Genomic DNA, 14,987 nt, shown 5'->3' with positions numbered 1-14,987 from the left:
CGTGGTCGATGGAGGTTGCGGAGGGCCCGACGTTCGCGGCCGAGACGGAAGGCGGCGGGACGCGCCTGAAGCTCGCCGGCCACTGGTCGCTCGACGCCTGCGCCGGCGTCGAGGAGGGCTCGCAGGCGCTCGTCAAGGCGGCGGCGGGCGCGAAGACGGCGGTGCTCGACCTTTCCGGCGTGCAGCGGATGGACACCGCCGGAGCGTGGCTGATCGACCGCGCGCGCAGCGAGCTCGACGAAAAGGGCGTCAAGGCGAGCTTCGCCGACGCCCGGCCGGAGGTGGCGCTCCTGCTGAAGGAGGCGCATTTCCGCGATTTCGAGGAGCCGAAGCGCAGGCGCGGCTTCTTCCTGACGGGCCTGCTCGCCGACGTCGGCGAGACGGTCGTCGGCGCCGGCAAGGACCTGCGCCGGGGCGTCGAATTTTTGGGCGAGGTCACCGCCTCGATCGGCTCGAGCCTCGCGCGCCCGCGCGACTTCCGGCTCACCGCGCTCGTCGCCCAGATGGAGAAGATCGCCTTTCGCGGCGCGCCGATCATCATCCTGATCAACTTCCTCGTCGGGGCCATCGTCGCGCAGCAGGGCATCTTCCAGCTGCGCCGCTTCGGCGCGACGATCCTCGTCGTCGACCTGCTCGGCATCCTGATCCTGCGCGAGCTCGGCGTGCTCCTCACCTCGATCATGATCGCCGGCCGCTCGGGCTCGGCGATCACCGCCGAGCTCGGCTCGATGAAGATGCGCGAGGAGATCGACGCGCTGAGCGTGATGGGCGTGCGGCCGGTCGACGCGCTGATCGCGCCGCGCATCCTCGCGCTGATCCTCGCCCTGCCGCTGCTCACCTTCATCGCCGACATGAGCGCGCTCGCCGGCGGAATCCTCGTCGCCTTCCTCTACGGCAACATCACGCCGAAGAGCTTCATCGCCCTGCTGCCCGAGGCGATCGCCCTGCGCACCTTCCTCGCCGGGATCATCAAGGCGCCGTTCATGGGCCTCATCATCGGCCTCATCGCCTGCATGGAGGGCATGGCGGTCGCGGGCTCGGCCGAGTCGCTCGGACGCCAGGTGACCGCCTCGGTGGTGAAGTCGATCTTCATGGTGATCGTGGTCGACGGCCTGTTCGCGGTGTTCTTCGCCGCCATAAGGTTTTAGCGTGGCGCGCTTCTCTCCCGCCTCCCTGCTGCGGTTCGGCCAGAGCCGGCGCGACCGCAAGCCGCGCTCGGCGGCGCCCGAGATCGCCATCAAGGTGCGCGGCCTCGTCGTCGGCTTCGGCGACAAGCTCGTGCTCGACGGGCTCGACCTCGACGTGCGGCGAGGCGAGATCCTGGGCTTCGTCGGCGGCTCGGGCCAGGGCAAGTCGGTGCTGACGCGGGCGATCCTCGGCCTCACCCCGAAGCGCGCGGGAACCATCGAGCTGTTCGGCCAGAATCTCGACACCGCCTCCGACGCCAAGGTCGACGCGCTGCAACGGCGCACCGGCGTGATGTTCCAGGGCGGCGCGCTGTTCTCCTCGCTGACCGTCAAGCAGAACGTGCAGACGCCGATGCGCGAGCATCTGAAGATCTCGCCGCGCCTCGCCGACGACCTCGCCATGCTCAAGATCGAGCTCGTCGGGCTCGACCCCGACGCCGCCGACAAATATCCGTCCGAGCTTTCGGGCGGCATGGTCAAGCGGGCGGCGCTGGCGCGGGCGCTGGCGCTCGACCCGGAGCTCCTTTTTCTCGACGAGCCGACCTCGGGGCTCGACCCGATCGGCGCCGCCGAATTTGACGATCTCATCTCGACGCTGCACAAGACGCTCGGCTTCACCGTGTTCATGGTGACGCACGACCTCGACAGCCTCTATTCGATCTGCGACCGCATCGCCGCGCTCGCCGACAAGAAGGTGATCGCGACGGGGACGATCGAAGACATGCTGGCCGCCGAGCATCCCTGGCTCAGGGCCTATTTCCACGGCAAGCGGGCGCGTCAGCTCGACGCCTCGCAGCTGCGCCGTAAAAAGGCCGACGCCGCGGCCGAGCAGGACTCGTAGGCTTCATGGAGACACGCGCGAACTACGCCCTGATCGGCGCCTTCGTGGTGGCGGTGATCGCCGCCGCCTTCGCCTTCGTGCTGTGGTTCTCGGGCGGCGAGAAGCCCGGCGGCCAGCGCGTCTACAAGGTGATCTTCATGGGCTCCGTCTCCGGCCTCATCCGCGGAGCGCCGGTGCTGTTCAACGGCGTGCGCGTCGGCGACGTCAACAAGATCGACTTTTCGCCCGACAATCCCGGCGAGGTCTTCGCCCTGGTCGAGGTCGACGGGCGCGTGCCGATCCGCGTCGACACCAGGGCGCGGCTCGAGACGACGGGCCTCACCGGCGTCGCCAACATCGCCCTGACCGGCGGCTCGGACACGGCCGCTCCGCTCGAGCCGCCGCCGGGAGGCGGGCCGCCGGTGCTGCGCGCCGAGCGCTCCGACTTCCAGGACCTCGTCGAAAGCGCGCGGCGCATCTCCGCCCAGGCGAGCGCCTTCCTCGAGCGCACCAACAAGCTGCTCGAGGACAATTCCGGCCCGATCAACGACTCCGTGCGCAATGTGCGGAAATTCACCGACGCGCTCGCCGCGAACTCGGACGGGATCAAGGATTTCACCGCGGCCATGGCGGAGGCCGGGCGCGCCGTCAAGCCGCTCGCGGCGCGGCTCGACACGCTCGCCGCCGACTCCGGACGCATCGTCAAGGCGGTCGACCCCGATCAGGTGAAGAAAATCGTCGACAACGCCGCCGACGTCTCCAAGAAGCTCAACGCCGCCGCCGACAAGGTGGACAGCGTGCTCACCAACCTCAACGCCTTCCTCGCCACCGGCGACGACAAGGGCGCCTTCGCGCAGGTCTCGGAGGCGGCGCAGTCGGTGCGCCAGCTCGCCGACAACGTCAACCGCAGCTGGAAGGACATCGGCGCCAATCTGACGCGCTTCTCCAACACCGGGCTGCGCGAATATCAGGCGCTCGCCGCCGACGGACGGCGCACGCTCGAGATCCTGTCGCAGGCGATCCGCTCGATCGAGCAGAACCCGCAGCAGTTCATCTTCGGCAAGCGCCAGCAGATCCCGGACTATTCGGGGCGCTGAGCCGCTATTTGCGCGACTTGCGCGACAGATGCAGGCAGGCGAGCGAGACGAGCGGAAGGGCGAGGTCGACCCAGAACGCCGGGCCGGCGTTGTCGACCGCGAAATTGCGCGCGACGATCATCTGGCGCGCATGGCCGACGCCGTCGCCGGCGAGGAAGATGGCGTTGATCAGCGTCACGGCGGCGCGAAAGCCGAAGCTCGCATAGACGGAGAAGCAGCCGGCGATCCCGAGCGCGAGGTCGGCCATGCCGACCTCGAACTGGAACGGGCTGTCGGCCCAGCCGATGGCGTTCGCCGCGAGCGCCGGCTGAAAAAGATGGAAATAGGCCGACCACAGCCCGCCGAGCCCGATGGGCAGCAGCAGGAGCCAGGACAGCAGCCGGTCGGCGACGGGCTTGCCGCGGTCGAGGGCCGCGGCGACGAAGGCCAGCGCGAACAGGATCGGGCCGACGTTCTCGAAGACGAGCGGCAGGAGGCTCGAAAGGCTCGGCGGACTCACAGGCGCTCCGTCAGACCGGCGGGATCAGCACGGCGGCGCCCGAAAGGCGGCCATGGCGCAGGTCCTCGAGCGCCTCGCTGGCGCGCTCGAGCGGATAGGGAACGGTCGTCGCGCGCGCCGGAATCCGCGGCGCGAGCGCCAGAAACTCCTGCGCGTCGCGGCGGGTGAGATTGGCGACCGAGCGGATGATCCGCTCCTCCCAGAGGTCGGCGTAGGGAAAGCCCGGCACGTCGCTCATATGGATGCCGCCGCAGCAGACGCAGCCGCCGCGCTCGAGCGCCTTCAGCGCGGTCGGGACCAGCGCGCCGACGGGGGCGAAGATCAGCGCCGCGTCGAGCTTTTCGGGCGAGGGCTGGTCCGAGCCGCCGGCGAAGACCGCGCCGCAGCTTCGCGCGAAGTCCTGCGCCGCGAGATCGCCGGGGCTCGTGAAGGCGTAGACCTTGAAGCCGACGTGGCGCGCCGCCTGCGCGACAAGATGGGCGGCGGCGCCGAAGCCGTAGAGCCCGAGGCGCCGGCCGCGCCCTTCGAGCCTCTCCTCGCCCTCGAAGGCGAGGCGCAGGGTGCGGTAGCCGATGAGCCCGGCGCACAGCAGCGGCGCGGCCTCGGCGTCGGAATAGAGGTCCGGCAGGGGAAAGACGTAGCGCGCGTCGGCGCAGGCGTACTGGGCGTAGCCGCCGTCGACGTCGTAGCCGGTGAAGCGGGCCTTCTCGCACAGGTTCTCGCGTCCCGAGCGGCAGAAGCGGCATTCGCCGCAGGTCCAGCCGAGCCAGGGGACGCCGACGCGCGTCCCGAGGGCGGGCGCGGCGACGCCCTCGCCGAGCGCTTCGACGCGGCCGACGATCTCATGGCCGAGCGCGAGCGGCAGCTTGGGCCTGGGCAATTCGCCGTCGAGGATATGCAGGTCGGTGCGGCAGACGGCGCAGGCGAGGACGCGGATGAGGATTTGCCCGGGTCCGGGCCGCGGCGTCTCGATCTCACGCAGGACGAGCGGGCGGCCGGGGCCCTCGAAGATCATCGCCTTCATGTCGCGCTCCCGCCGTTTCAGGCTCAATCCGTCTCGTTCAGGTCGAGGGCGAAGATGCGCCGGATGCGGTCGGCGAAGCGGCGCGCCGAATTGGCCGCGCGGCCGGGCGCCGCCGCCTTCTCGTCATTCTGCTCCAGCGTCCGGTGCAGCGCCAGCGCCGCGCCGAGCGCGCGCGAAAGCTCCGGCCGCTCGCGCAGGATCGGGGCGAGGTCCTGCGCCCCGATCTCATAGACGACGACGCGGGTGATCGCGCGAATGACGCCGCGCGCCGGCTCGCCGAGGAGCAGGCCGCCCTCGCCGAAATAATCCCCGGCGCCGAGGCGCGCGAGCTCATGCTCGCGCTCGCCATGCTTCTGCGTCAGGGCGAGCGCGCCGCTGAGCACGACGCAAAGGGCGTCGGCGACGGCGCCCGCGCCGATGACGACTTCGCCCGGCTCATAGTCGCGCCGGCGCATCTTGGCGGCGAGCGCGGCGCGGTCGCCGTCGGCGAGCGAGGCGAACAACGGCAGGCTTTGCGCGAGCCGGGCCGCGGCGTCGGTCGCGACGTCGGCCTCTGGCGGCGGCGCGCCGTCGCCCGCCTCCGGAGCGAACCGCAGCCCCGCCGCCGCGGCGTGGCGATAGAGGCGGTCGAACATCTCGTTGCGGGCCGCGTCGAGCTGCGCCCGGTCCGGCGCGCGGCCCGTGAGCTCCAGCTCGATCGCCGTGGCGCTGAGCGCCTTGACCGCGACGAGGGGCGCGGGATCGTGCAGGATCAGGTTGCAGCTCTCCAGCGCGTCGCGGGCGATCGCCACGATTTCGGCCGGCGCCATGGTCGGCCGCAGCCGCGCCGCGGCCTTCGCCGCGCGCGAGGGCTCGGGCCAGCTCTGGTTGACGATGCGCGTCTTGGCGACGACGCTGTTGGGAATGATGGCGACGTCATGCGCCGCGGTCAGGAGATGCACGTTCTGCCAGTTGGTCTCGATCACCCGCCCCTCGACGCCGCCCTCGAGCGTGATCCAGTCGCCGATGGCGTAGGAGCGCCCGAGGCTCATGGCGACGCCCGAGAAGACGTCGGAGAGCGTGCTCTGCAGCGCGAGGCCGAGGATGATCGCCACCGCGCCGGAGGTCGCGAAGACGGCGCCGACGGGAATCCTGAACAGCTGGCCGAGAATGGCGAAGCCGACGCACAGATAGACGACGACGCCGATGAGCTGCCGGAACAGCCGGCTTTCGCGCGGCTTGCGCTCGAAGATGACGAAGACGGCGGCGAGCCCGGTCAGGCAGCGGCCGAGGCCGATCCACCACAGGAACGACGCGACGTAGACGGCGAGCCGCCGCGCCGGCTCGACGTCCGACAGGTCGTGCGGCTCGTAGGGGGCGAAGCCATGGCCGACGAGAAGCAGCGTCAGCGCGGCGAACATGCACAGCCGCGCGGCGAGGCGCGAGGGCGCGTCGCCGCGGATGAGAAGGATCGCGACGCCGGCGCCGGCGAGCGCGAGGGCGGCGACGAGCGCCGCGACGGAGAGATGGCTCGCGAGCCCGGACAGCGCCTCGCTCATCGCCGCATGGCTCCATCCCCGCGCCGCCCCGCCGGCGCGCCCGCCTCAGGCGAGTTCGGCCGCGACCGCCGCGCCGGCGTAGGCGACCTGCGCGTCCTGCGGCGACTGCACGCCCGAGACGCCGATGGCGCCGATGATCGAGCCCTGGTTGAACAGCGGCAGGCCGCCCTCGATCGGCGTCGCGCCGGGCAGCGACATCATGACGAGCCGGCCGCCCGCGACCGCCTCCTCGATGCCCTTGGTCGGGCGCTTGAACAGGAAGGCGGTGCGCGCCTTCTCCTGCGAGACGACGATCGAGCCGGGCGGCGCCTCGTCGCCGCGCTGCAGGTAGAGGAGATTGCCGCCCTCGTCGAGAACGGCGATGGTCACGCGCCACTCGTTCTTCCTGGCCTCCGCCTCGGCCGCGGCGGCGATCGCCTTGGCGTCCGCCAGAGTGAGAGCTTTCTTGAGATACATCGTCCGTCCCGCCTCCCCGACATCCGCGTCCCGCAACCTCGAGCGCGGCCTGTGCTTATAGGCGAAGACGCATGCGAATAGAAGCGGCCCCGCCCGCTCAGGCGCCCGCGGGCCGAGGCGCCGCGCCGCGCAAAAACTGCGTCACGGCGGAGGCGACCAGAGCGCGCGCCTCGGCCCGTCCGGGCGGCTTGCGCGCGCCGATCAGGCACTGCTGGCGGATGGTGCCGGTCAGCATGTCGAGGAAATGGTCGGCCGCCCGCGCGCCGTCGGCGACGACGATCCGCCCCTCCGCCTTGCGCGCCTCGAGGAACTGCGCGAGGAAGAGCCGCGCCGCGCCCGGCCCGCGCCGCCAGAAGCGTTCGGCGAGCTTCGGCACGCGCGCCGCCTCGGAGATCATCAGGCGGTGCAGGCTCAGCGCGCGGCGCGAGGTGACGCCGAGAAGATAGCGCTCGCCGATCTCGCTCAGCGCCGCCTCGAGCGGCTGCGGCCCCAGCGCCTCCGGCGCGAGGCCGCGGAAGATCGTTTCGCAGACCTCGACGACGAGCGCCTCGAACAGGCCCTGCTTGCCGCCGAACAGGGCGTAGAGCGTCTGCCGCGAGCCGCCGGAGCGGGCGATCACCTCGTCGATGGTCGCGCCGTCGTAGCCCTTCTCCTCGAAGACCGCCCAGGCGGCGGTCAGGAAGGCCGCGCGGCGCGCCTCGAGGCGCCCGCCCTGCGTCGCGCGCGCGGACGGCCGGGCGCGGGTCCGGGAAGGAGGGGAGGAGGTCGCGGCCGCCCGCGCGTCGCCCATGCCGTTCTTCGCCCAACGAAAAAATGACCTGCGCGGCGCATTGTGCCACACGTTGAACGTACTGTACAATACAGTACGCTTTCTCGTCGTTCGGAGGCGCGGCCGCGCCGGGCCGGATTCGCCCGGGCGGACCGCGCCCCGTCTCGCGCGCGCCGCGCGGCCGCGTCCAGGAGCTTTCGATGGGCCTCACCGCTTTCGCCCTGCGCTACAAGCACACCTTTTACGTGCTGGCGGTGCTGATGCTGTTCCTCGGCGGGACGGCGATCCTCAAGGCCCCGAAGGACATCTTCCCGAACGTCAACATCCCGGTCGTGACGGTGATCTGGCAGTACACCGGCCTGACGCCCGAGGAGATGGAGGCGCGCGTCACCACCTACAGCGAGTTCTCGATCAGCGCCAACGTCAACGACATCAAGAACATGGAGAGCCAGACGCTGGCCGGGATCGCGGTCCAGAAGATCTATTTCCAGCCGAACGTGAACATCGAGCTGGCCATCGCGCAGGTGGTCTCGGCGACCAACTCGATCCGCTCGCTGATGCCGCCGGGCATCAATCCGCCGACCATCGTGCGCTTCAACGCCTCCTCCGTGCCGGTGCTGCAGCTCTCGCTGAGCTCCGACCGCCTGAACGAGCAGCAGCTTTACGACTACGGCATCTACCAGATTCGCCAGGCGCTGGCGCCGATCGCCGGCGTCACCCTGCCGACGCCCTACGGCGGCAAGTACCGCCAGATCATGATCGACCTCGACCCGGACGCGATGCGCGCGCGCGGGCTCACGCCGAACGACGTCGTCAAGGCGGTCAACGCGCAGGCGCTCACCCTGCCTTCGGGCGACGCCAAGCTCGGCGACCAGCAGTTCATCGTCAAGGTCAACGCCAATCCGGCCTCGGTCGAGGAGCTGAACAGCGTCCCGGTCAAGAAGGACGGCGGCGCGACGGTCTTCCTGTCCGACGTCGCCCATGTGCGCGACGGATGGGCGGTGCAGCAGAACATCGTGCGCGCCGAGGGCAAGCGCTCCGTCCTGCTGACCATCATCAAGAACGGCAACGCCTCGACGCTCGACGTCGTCAACAGGGTCAAGGCCGCCCTGCCCGACATCGAGAAGGCGGCGCCGCCCGGCATGCAGGTCAAGCTCCTGTTCGACCAGTCGACCTTCGTCGAGAACGCCATCGAGGGCGTGCTTCACGAAGGCGCCGTCGCGGCCGGCCTCACCGCGCTGATGATCCTGATCTTCCTCGGCTCGTGGCGCTCGACGCTGGTCGTCATGGTGTCGATCCCTCTCTCCATCCTGACCTCGATCGCCGTCTTGACGGCGCTCGGCCAGACGATCAACACGATGACGCTCGGCGGCCTCGCCCTCGCGGTCGGCATCCTCGTCGACGATTCGACGGTGACGATCGAGAACACCCACCGCCTGCTCGAGGAGGGCGTCGACTTCGACCAGGCGGTGCTCGAGGGCGCCGCCGGCATCGCCGTGCCGACGCTGATCTCGACGCTGTCGATCTGCTGCGTCTTCGTCGCGGTGTTCTTCCTCGAGGGGGCGGCGGCCTATCTGTTCGCCCCGCTCGCCATGGCCGTCGTCTTCGCCATGCTCGCCTCCTACGGCATCTCGCGCACGCTGACGCCGATCATGATCAGCCTCCTGATCCGCAAGGAGCACGAGGGAAGGCATGACGCGAAGGACTGGCTGTCGCGCTTCCACGCCCGCTTCAACGCCGGCTTCGACCGCTTCCGCGACTATTACGCCTGGCTGCTCGAGCGGATCATGCGGCGCACGGTCGCGACGCCGCTCGTCGCACTCTGCGTCGTCGGCGCCGCGGCCTTCATGGCGCTCAACGTCGGGCGCGACTTCTTCCCGCGCGTCGACGCCGGGCTGATCCAGATCCACGTGCGCGCGCCCGCGCGCACCCGCATCGAGCGGACCGAGCAGATCTTCCAGGCGATCGAGGACAAGATCCACGAGCTCGTGCCGCCGGAAAACCTCAAGCTCACGCTCGACAACATCGGCCTGCCGGCGCGCGTCTACAATCTCGCCTTCACCGACGGCAGCGCCATCGGCGTCAACGACGGGGTGATCCAGCTCGAGCTCACCGAGCATCGCACGAAGTCCACCGCCGAGATCGTCAAGCTGCTGCGCGCCGAGCTGCCCAAGGCCTTCCCCGACGTGATGTTCTATTTCCAGCCGGCGGATCTCGTGACGCAGGTCCTGAACTTCGGCGTGCCGACGCAGATCGACGTGCAGATCCAGGGCCGCGACCGCGAGAACAACGCCCGCGTCGCCAAGCTCGTCGCGGAGAAGATGCAGGCCGTCCCCGGCCTCGTCGACGTCCATGTCCAGCAGGAGCTCGACGCCCCGCAGCTCTATTACACCATCGACCGCACGCGGGCGCAGCAGCTCGGCCTCAGCGTGCAGGACATCGCCAACAACCTGAACATCAGCCTGTCGTCGTCGCAGCAGGTGTCGCCGAACTTCTGGTCGGACCCCAAGAGCGGCATCCCCTATTACATGCCGGCGCAGACGCCCGAATACCGCATCACGACCAAGAACGACCTCGACAACACGCCGCTTTCGGCCGGGCTCGACGCCTCCGGCTCGCCGATCCCGACCGTGCTCGGCAATCTCGCCTCCGCCGAGCGGCGCAGCGTGCAGTCGGTCATGAACCACTCGAACATCCAGGGCGTCCTCGACGTCTACGCCAGCGTCCAGGACATCGACCTCGGCGCGGCGGAGACGGCGATCCGCAAGATCGTCGAGGAGGTGAAGGGCGAGCTGAAGCCCGGCAACCGCATCCTCGTGCGCGGCCAGATCGAGAGCATGGATTCGGCCTTCGGCAACCTGACCATCGGCCTCATCTTCGCGGCGGTGTTCGTGTATCTCCTGATGGTCGTGAACTACCAGAGCTTCGTCGATCCCTTCGCCGTCATCCTCGCCCTGCCGGGCGCGGGCGCGGGCATCATCCTCATGCTGTTCGTGACCGGCACCAGCTTCAGCGTGCCTTCGCTCATGGGCGCGATCATGGCGGTCGGCGTCGCCTCGGCGAACTCGATCCTGCTCGTGACCTTCGCGCGCGAGCAGCGCCAGGCCGGCATGAGCCCGTTCGAGGCGGCGCTCTCGGCCGGCGAGACCCGGCTGCGGCCGGTGCTGATGACGGCGGCGGCGATGATCGTCGGCATGGCGCCGATGGCCATCGGCGCGCCGGGCTCCGAGCAGAACGCCGTCCTGGCGCGGGCGGTGATCGGCGGCGTCTTCGTCGGCACCCTGACGACGCTGCTGTTCGTGCCCTATCTCTATTCCATCATCGGCCGCTTCGAGAAGGAAGAGCCGCATGAGGGCGAACGGCGTTCGTCGCACGGCCCGAACGCGCATTTCAGACACGTCGACCTGCAAGGATCGCTGACATGACCACCTCAAGCGCCGACGTCGGCCAGGAACTCGAGGCGCCGCCGCAAGGCGATTCCGCCCGCGCGCCCGGACCCGATCCGGCGCTCGAGAAGCGCCGGCGCCGCCTCGCCCGCGTCCTCGGCCTCGCGGCGCTGCTCGCCGCCGCCGGGCTCGTCGCCTTCGGCGTGACGGCGAAGGGCAAGCGCGGCGCCGACGCGAAGGCCGTCATGGAGGCGCGCCGTTCGTTCACGCCGACGGTGCGCGTCGTCACGGCGAAGGAATCCGACGCGCCGCGCGTCGTCCAGCTCACCGGCAACATCGCCGCGTTCGAAAGCGCGACCATCTACGCGCGCGCGACCGGCTATATCGGCGAGCGGCGCGTCGACATCGGCTCCCGGGTCAAGAAGGGCGACGTGCTGGCGGTGATCGCCGCTCCCGACCTCGACCAGCAGCTGGCGCAGGCGACGGCCACGCTGCAGCAGCAACGCGCCGCGGTCATGCAGGCCAAGGCCAACGCCGACCTCGGCCGCATCACCGACCAGCGCACCTCGCAGCTCGTCGCCAAGGGATGGTCGAGCGCGCAGCAGGGCGACACCGACAGGCTCACCCTCGAAGGCCGGGTCGCCGCGCTCGCGGTCGCCGAGGCCAACGTCGCGGCGCAGGAGGCCGCGGTCAGCCGGCTGCAGCGGCTCGCCGACTATGAGCGCGTCGTCGCGCCCTTCGACGGCGTCGTCACCGGAAGGCTGATCGACGTCGGCAGCCTCGTCACCGCCGACGCCGCGAGCGGCACCTCGTTGTTCACCATCGCCCGCGACGACGTCCTGCGCGTGCAGGTCTTCGTGCCGCAGTCCGCGTCGGTCGGGATCGCCGACGGCGACATCGCCGACGTGAGCGTCGCCGAACGGCCGGGCCGGGTGTTCAAGGGCAAGGTGTCGCGCAACGCCGAGGCGCTCGCGCCCGGCACCAGGACCCTGCTCACCGAGGTCGACATCGAAAACAAGGACGGCGCGCTGTCGCCCGGCATGTATTCGATCGTCAAGCTCAAGGCGCGCCGGCCGGCGCCGGTGTTCGTCGTCCCGTCGCAGGCGGTGATCTTCGACCGCGGCGGCATGCAGGTGGCCGTCGTGAAGGACGACGGCGCGCTCGAGATGCGCAAGATCGGCGTCGCGCTCGACAACGGCGCGACGCTCGACGTCGAGCAGGGGCTGAAGGCCGGCGACCGCATCGTCATAAGCCCTCCGGCCAACGTCGCCAACGGCATGAAGGTCGAGGTCGCGCCGGAGGCCTGAGCGCCGGCGCGCATAGTTGACTCAAATTATCGGGTAAAATAGAGCCGGTCTCTCCCGGGCGCCCGCCCGCCCAGCCCGCCCGAGGGACCGATGCAGCCCACATTCCCGTCACGCGCCGCAAGGGGCCTCGCGCTCGCCGCGGCCCTCATCGCCGCCCTCGTCGCGCCGGCCTTCGCCGCGCAGAAAGTCAGGATCGGCTACATCCCGGTGCTCGGCTCGGCGCAGCTCTTCGTCGTCGACGGAAAGGGCTGGGCGAAGGAGGAAGGGCTCGAGATCGAGGCGGTCCGCTTCGGCTCCGGGCCGCAGGCGATGCAGGCGCTCGCCGCCGGCCAGCTCGACGCCTATCTCGCCGGCGTGCTGCCGCTGCTCGTCGCCCGCTCGAAGGGGGTGGACGTCAAGGTGATCGCCGCCGCCGCGATCGAGGAGCTTCAGCTCGTCGGGCGCGGGCCGCTCGCCGAGGCCGCCGCCGCGGCGGGCGGCGACATGAAGGCCGCCTTCGCCGCCTTCGCGAAGGCGCAGGGGCGCAAGCCCAAGCTCGCCGCCCAGCCGGCGGGCTCGGTGCCGGACACGCTGCTGCGCTACTGGCTCGACCAGTCCGGGATCGATCCGCAAAGCGTCGAGATCGCCGGCATCGACATCGACGCCGCGCAGCAGGCGTTTCTGGCGGGCTCGGTCGACGCCGCGGTGCTGCGCGAGCCGGCCGTCACCGTCGTGCTGGAGCGGGTCAAGGACTCCAGGATCCTCGTCACCGGCCATCAGTTCATGCCCGACCAGCCGGGCTCGGCGCTCGCCCTCTACAAGCCGGGCTCGCCCGAGGCGAAGGCGCTCGGCGAGAAGCTCGTGCGCCTTCATCTGCGCGCGACCGCGCTGCTCGAGGAGCGTCCGGCCGAGGCCGCGCCCTTCGTGCTCGCGGCGCTCGGCTCGGGCATCCTGACCGAGGCGCAGATCACGAGCGCGCTCAAAGGGGCGCGCGGCGCCTTCGTCGCCGATCCGGCGCGCATCGTCGACGGGGTGGCGAAGCTGCAGGACTTCCAGCTGAAGCTGGGCGTCGTGCGCAAGGCGACGCCGGTCGCCGAGCTGTTCGACCTCGACCTCTACCGGCGCGCCGCGCAATGACGCATCCTGCGTCGGCGCGCCGCCCGCCGGCGCGCCTCGCGGGCGCGCGCGCGCTCGGCCCGCATCTGCTCGCCGCGCTCGGCCTCCTGCTGTTCTTCGCCTTCTGGGAGGCGGCGGGGCGGCTCAACCCCACGCTGTCCGCCCTCATCCCGCTGCCGAGCCAACTGCCGCAGGCCTTCGCCGACGAAGCCGCCGGGGGGTTCTGGTTCGTCGCCGTGAAGCACAGCCTGTCGCATTACCTCGTCGGCGTCGCCATCGGCACGGTTCTTGGCGTCGCCTTCGGCCTCGTCTGCGGCGTGCTGCCCTGGTTCGAGGCGCTGTTCTCGGGGATCGTGCGGCTTTTGCGCCCCATCCCCGGCCTCGCCTGGGTGCCTTTCGCCATCCTGTGGTTCGGCCTCACTCCGGCGGCGGCGGCCTTCGTCATCGCCATCGCCGTGTTCTGGCTCAATTTCTACGCCGCCTTCGGCGCGGTGCAGGCGATCGACCCGGGGCTGTTCGAGGTCGCGCGCGCCTTCGGCCATGGCGGGTTCCTCGGCCGGCTGTTCAAGATCGCCCTGCCGGCGTCGGCGCCGGGCGTGCTCGCCGGCGCGCGCGCCGGGCTCGGCCAGGCGTGGATGTCGGTCGTCGCCGCCGAGCTGTTCGGCGTGCCGGGCGTCGGCGCGCGCATGATGCAGGCGGCGAGCCTGCTCGCGACCGACCTCGTCGTCGTCTACATGCTGACCATGGCGCTGCTCTACGCGGCGACCGACGTGCTGTTCCTCGGGATCAGGCGGAGGCTGCTCGCATGGCTCCCATAGCGCGGCTCAGCGACGTCGGCCTCGCCTACGGCTCGGGCGAGGCGCGCGTGCGCATCCTCGAGAACTGCAGCCTGACGCTCGAGCGCGGCGAGTTCGTCGCCCTGCTCGGCCCCTCCGGCGTCGGCAAGTCGACGCTCCTGCGCGTGCTCATGGGGCTGCATCCGCCAAGCTCCGGCGAGGTCTTCGTCGACATTCCCGACGCGCCCGGACGGCGTAGGATGGCGCTCGTCTTTCAGGACGCGCGGCTGCTGCCGTGGCGGCGCGTCGGCGCCAACGTCGCCTTCGGCCTCGAAGGCCTGCGCCTCTCCCGCGCCGAGATCCTCGCGCGCTCCAGGGCCGCGCTCGAGCTCGTCGGCCTCGGCGCGCAGGCGCGGCGCTGGCCGCACCAGCTCTCCGGCGGCCAGCGCCAGCGCGTCGGCCTCGCCCGCGCGCTGGCCGTCGAGCCCGAGCTTCTCCTGATGGACGAGCCCTTCGGCGCGCTCGACGCCATAACGCGGGCCGACCTGCAGGACGAGCTCGCGCGGCTGCGCGCCGCGACGGGCAAGACCGTGCTGTTCGTCACCCACGACATCGACGAGGCGGTCTATCTCGCCGACCGCATTGTGCTGCTCGCCGGCTCGCCCGCCCGCGTCATGGGCGAATTCGCCGCCGAGCCCGCGCCGCGCCGGCGCGGCGACCCGCACGCCGCGCTCCTCTCGGCGACGATCAGGGCGAGGCTCGAAGGCGCCGCCGACATCGTCGACTTCGAGATATGAGCGCCGGCGAGGCGTCCTGGCCTACTCCTCGTCGAGCGCGAAGCCGACCTTGAGCTTGACCTGGAAGTGATGGACCTTGCCGTCCTCGATATGGCCGCGCGTCTCGACCAGCTCGAACCAGCGCAGCCGGCGCAGCGTCCCGCTGGCGCGCTCGATCGCCCGCTTGACGGCGTCGTCGATCGACTCGGCCGAGGAGCCGACGAGCTCGACGACCTTGTAGACATGGTTCGACATCG

The 14,987-nt window shown here is 70.7% G+C and carries 14 protein-coding genes; 8 read left to right on the top strand and 6 right to left on the bottom strand.

The features are described from left to right. Nucleotides 1-8 precede the first annotated feature (8 nt). The 3 genes from ACE3OG_RS03525 to ACE3OG_RS03515 all read left to right on the top strand — a co-directional run bounded on the left by ACE3OG_RS03525 (nucleotide 9) and on the right by ACE3OG_RS03515 (nucleotide 3,104). The gene (locus tag ACE3OG_RS03525; RefSeq protein ID WP_374306105.1) at nucleotides 9-1,148 is read left to right on the top strand and encodes an ABC transporter permease; all 1,140 of its coding nucleotides are present in this window, start codon (nucleotides 9-11) and stop codon (nucleotides 1,146-1,148) included. Nucleotides 1,149-1,242: 94 nt separating this feature from the next. Then, the gene (locus tag ACE3OG_RS03520) at nucleotides 1,243-2,028 is read left to right on the top strand and encodes an ABC transporter ATP-binding protein (protein ID WP_374306310.1); all 786 of its coding nucleotides are present in this window, start codon (nucleotides 1,243-1,245) and stop codon (nucleotides 2,026-2,028) included. Nucleotides 2,029-2,033: 5 nt separating this feature from the next. Then, complete coding sequence (locus ACE3OG_RS03515; protein ID WP_374306104.1) at nucleotides 2,034-3,104, top strand: MlaD family protein; 1,071 nt, start codon at nucleotides 2,034-2,036, stop codon at nucleotides 3,102-3,104. Between the two features lie 4 nt (nucleotides 3,105-3,108). Here ACE3OG_RS03515 and ACE3OG_RS03510 read toward each other — a convergent pair whose 3' ends face one another. The 5 genes from ACE3OG_RS03510 to ACE3OG_RS03490 all read right to left on the bottom strand — a co-directional run bounded on the left by ACE3OG_RS03510 (nucleotide 3,109) and on the right by ACE3OG_RS03490 (nucleotide 7,411). After that, a complete protein-coding gene (locus ACE3OG_RS03510; protein ID WP_374306103.1) occupies nucleotides 3,109-3,603 on the bottom strand; it encodes a DUF6790 family protein in 495 nt (164 codons plus the stop codon). A 10-nt stretch (nucleotides 3,604-3,613) separates the two neighbouring features. Next, the gene (locus ACE3OG_RS03505; RefSeq protein WP_374306309.1) at nucleotides 3,614-4,627 is read right to left on the bottom strand and encodes a zinc-dependent alcohol dehydrogenase family protein; all 1,014 of its coding nucleotides are present in this window, start codon (nucleotides 4,625-4,627) and stop codon (nucleotides 3,614-3,616) included. A gap of 23 nt (nucleotides 4,628-4,650) precedes the next feature. Continuing rightward, complete coding sequence (locus ACE3OG_RS03500; RefSeq protein ID WP_374306102.1) at nucleotides 4,651-6,165, bottom strand: mechanosensitive ion channel family protein; 1,515 nt, start codon at nucleotides 6,163-6,165, stop codon at nucleotides 4,651-4,653. Nucleotides 6,166-6,210: 45 nt separating this feature from the next. Beyond that, complete coding sequence (locus tag ACE3OG_RS03495; RefSeq protein WP_374306101.1) at nucleotides 6,211-6,621, bottom strand: heme-binding protein; 411 nt, start codon at nucleotides 6,619-6,621, stop codon at nucleotides 6,211-6,213. A 97-nt stretch (nucleotides 6,622-6,718) separates the two neighbouring features. Continuing rightward, the gene (locus tag ACE3OG_RS03490) at nucleotides 6,719-7,411 is read right to left on the bottom strand and encodes a TetR/AcrR family transcriptional regulator (RefSeq protein ID WP_374306099.1); all 693 of its coding nucleotides are present in this window, start codon (nucleotides 7,409-7,411) and stop codon (nucleotides 6,719-6,721) included. Between the two features lie 179 nt (nucleotides 7,412-7,590). On the opposite strand from ACE3OG_RS03490, the gene ACE3OG_RS03485 reads away from it, so the two are divergent. From ACE3OG_RS03485 to ACE3OG_RS03465, 5 genes are all read left to right on the top strand, one after another. After that, nucleotides 7,591-10,815, top strand: a complete 3,225-nt coding sequence (locus ACE3OG_RS03485) for an efflux RND transporter permease subunit (protein WP_374306098.1) — start codon at nucleotides 7,591-7,593, stop codon at nucleotides 10,813-10,815. Further along, complete coding sequence (locus ACE3OG_RS03480; protein ID WP_374306097.1) at nucleotides 10,812-12,083, top strand: efflux RND transporter periplasmic adaptor subunit; 1,272 nt, start codon at nucleotides 10,812-10,814, stop codon at nucleotides 12,081-12,083. The genes ACE3OG_RS03485 and ACE3OG_RS03480 overlap by 4 nt, the downstream gene beginning before the upstream one ends. Nucleotides 12,084-12,173: 90 nt before the next feature. Then, nucleotides 12,174-13,199 carry an ABC transporter substrate-binding protein gene (locus ACE3OG_RS03475; RefSeq protein ID WP_374306096.1) on the top strand — a complete coding sequence of 342 codons (1,026 nt, stop codon included), beginning with the start codon at nucleotides 12,174-12,176 and terminating at the stop codon, nucleotides 13,197-13,199. Beyond that, nucleotides 13,196-13,996, top strand: a complete 801-nt coding sequence (locus ACE3OG_RS03470; protein ID WP_374306095.1) for an ABC transporter permease — start codon at nucleotides 13,196-13,198, stop codon at nucleotides 13,994-13,996. Before ACE3OG_RS03475 ends, ACE3OG_RS03470 begins: the two co-directional genes overlap by 4 nt. Further along, entirely contained in the window at nucleotides 13,984-14,751 is a 768-nt protein-coding gene (locus ACE3OG_RS03465) for an ABC transporter ATP-binding protein (RefSeq protein ID WP_374306094.1), read from the top strand. Before ACE3OG_RS03470 ends, ACE3OG_RS03465 begins: the two co-directional genes overlap by 13 nt. A 21-nt stretch (nucleotides 14,752-14,772) precedes the next feature. On the opposite strand, the gene ACE3OG_RS03460 is transcribed toward ACE3OG_RS03465, so the two are convergent. Further along, on the bottom strand, nucleotides 14,773-14,985 hold the full coding sequence (locus tag ACE3OG_RS03460; RefSeq protein WP_374306093.1) for a dodecin: 213 nt from the start codon (nucleotides 14,983-14,985) through the stop codon (nucleotides 14,773-14,775). Between the last annotated feature and the right edge of the window lie 2 nt (nucleotides 14,986-14,987).

Origin of the sequence: Methylocella sp. (assembly GCF_041905455.1) — a bacterium.
Classification (GTDB): domain Bacteria; phylum Pseudomonadota; class Alphaproteobacteria; order Rhizobiales; family Beijerinckiaceae; genus Methylocapsa.
The sequence above is the reverse complement of the archived record's forward strand: the minus strand, read 5'-3'. Positions and strand labels throughout refer to the sequence as shown.

Bases quoted from the DNA above. Each gene is read 5' to 3' on its own strand.
- ACE3OG_RS03525 (WP_374306105.1), top strand. From the start codon at position 9: ATGGAGGTTGCGGAGGGCCCGACGTTCGCGGCCGAGACGGAAGGCGGC.
- ACE3OG_RS03515 (WP_374306104.1), top strand. From the start codon at position 2,034: ATGGAGACACGCGCGAACTACGCCCTGATCGGCGCCTTCGTGGTGGCG.
- ACE3OG_RS03505 (WP_374306309.1), bottom strand. From the start codon at position 4,627: ATGAAGGCGATGATCTTCGAGGGCCCCGGCCGCCCGCTCGTCCTGCGT.
- ACE3OG_RS03500 (WP_374306102.1), bottom strand. From the start codon at position 6,165: ATGAGCGAGGCGCTGTCCGGGCTCGCGAGCCATCTCTCCGTCGCGGCG.
- ACE3OG_RS03495 (WP_374306101.1), bottom strand. From the start codon at position 6,621: ATGTATCTCAAGAAAGCTCTCACTCTGGCGGACGCCAAGGCGATCGCC.
- ACE3OG_RS03490 (WP_374306099.1), bottom strand. From the start codon at position 7,411: ATGGGCGACGCGCGGGCGGCCGCGACCTCCTCCCCTCCTTCCCGGACC.
- ACE3OG_RS03485 (WP_374306098.1), top strand. From the start codon at position 7,591: ATGGGCCTCACCGCTTTCGCCCTGCGCTACAAGCACACCTTTTACGTG.
- ACE3OG_RS03480 (WP_374306097.1), top strand. From the start codon at position 10,812: ATGACCACCTCAAGCGCCGACGTCGGCCAGGAACTCGAGGCGCCGCCG.
- ACE3OG_RS03475 (WP_374306096.1), top strand. From the start codon at position 12,174: ATGCAGCCCACATTCCCGTCACGCGCCGCAAGGGGCCTCGCGCTCGCC.
- ACE3OG_RS03470 (WP_374306095.1), top strand. From the start codon at position 13,196: ATGACGCATCCTGCGTCGGCGCGCCGCCCGCCGGCGCGCCTCGCGGGC.
- ACE3OG_RS03465 (WP_374306094.1), top strand. From the start codon at position 13,984: ATGGCTCCCATAGCGCGGCTCAGCGACGTCGGCCTCGCCTACGGCTCG.
- ACE3OG_RS03460 (WP_374306093.1), bottom strand. From the start codon at position 14,985: ATGTCGAACCATGTCTACAAGGTCGTCGAGCTCGTCGGCTCCTCGGCC.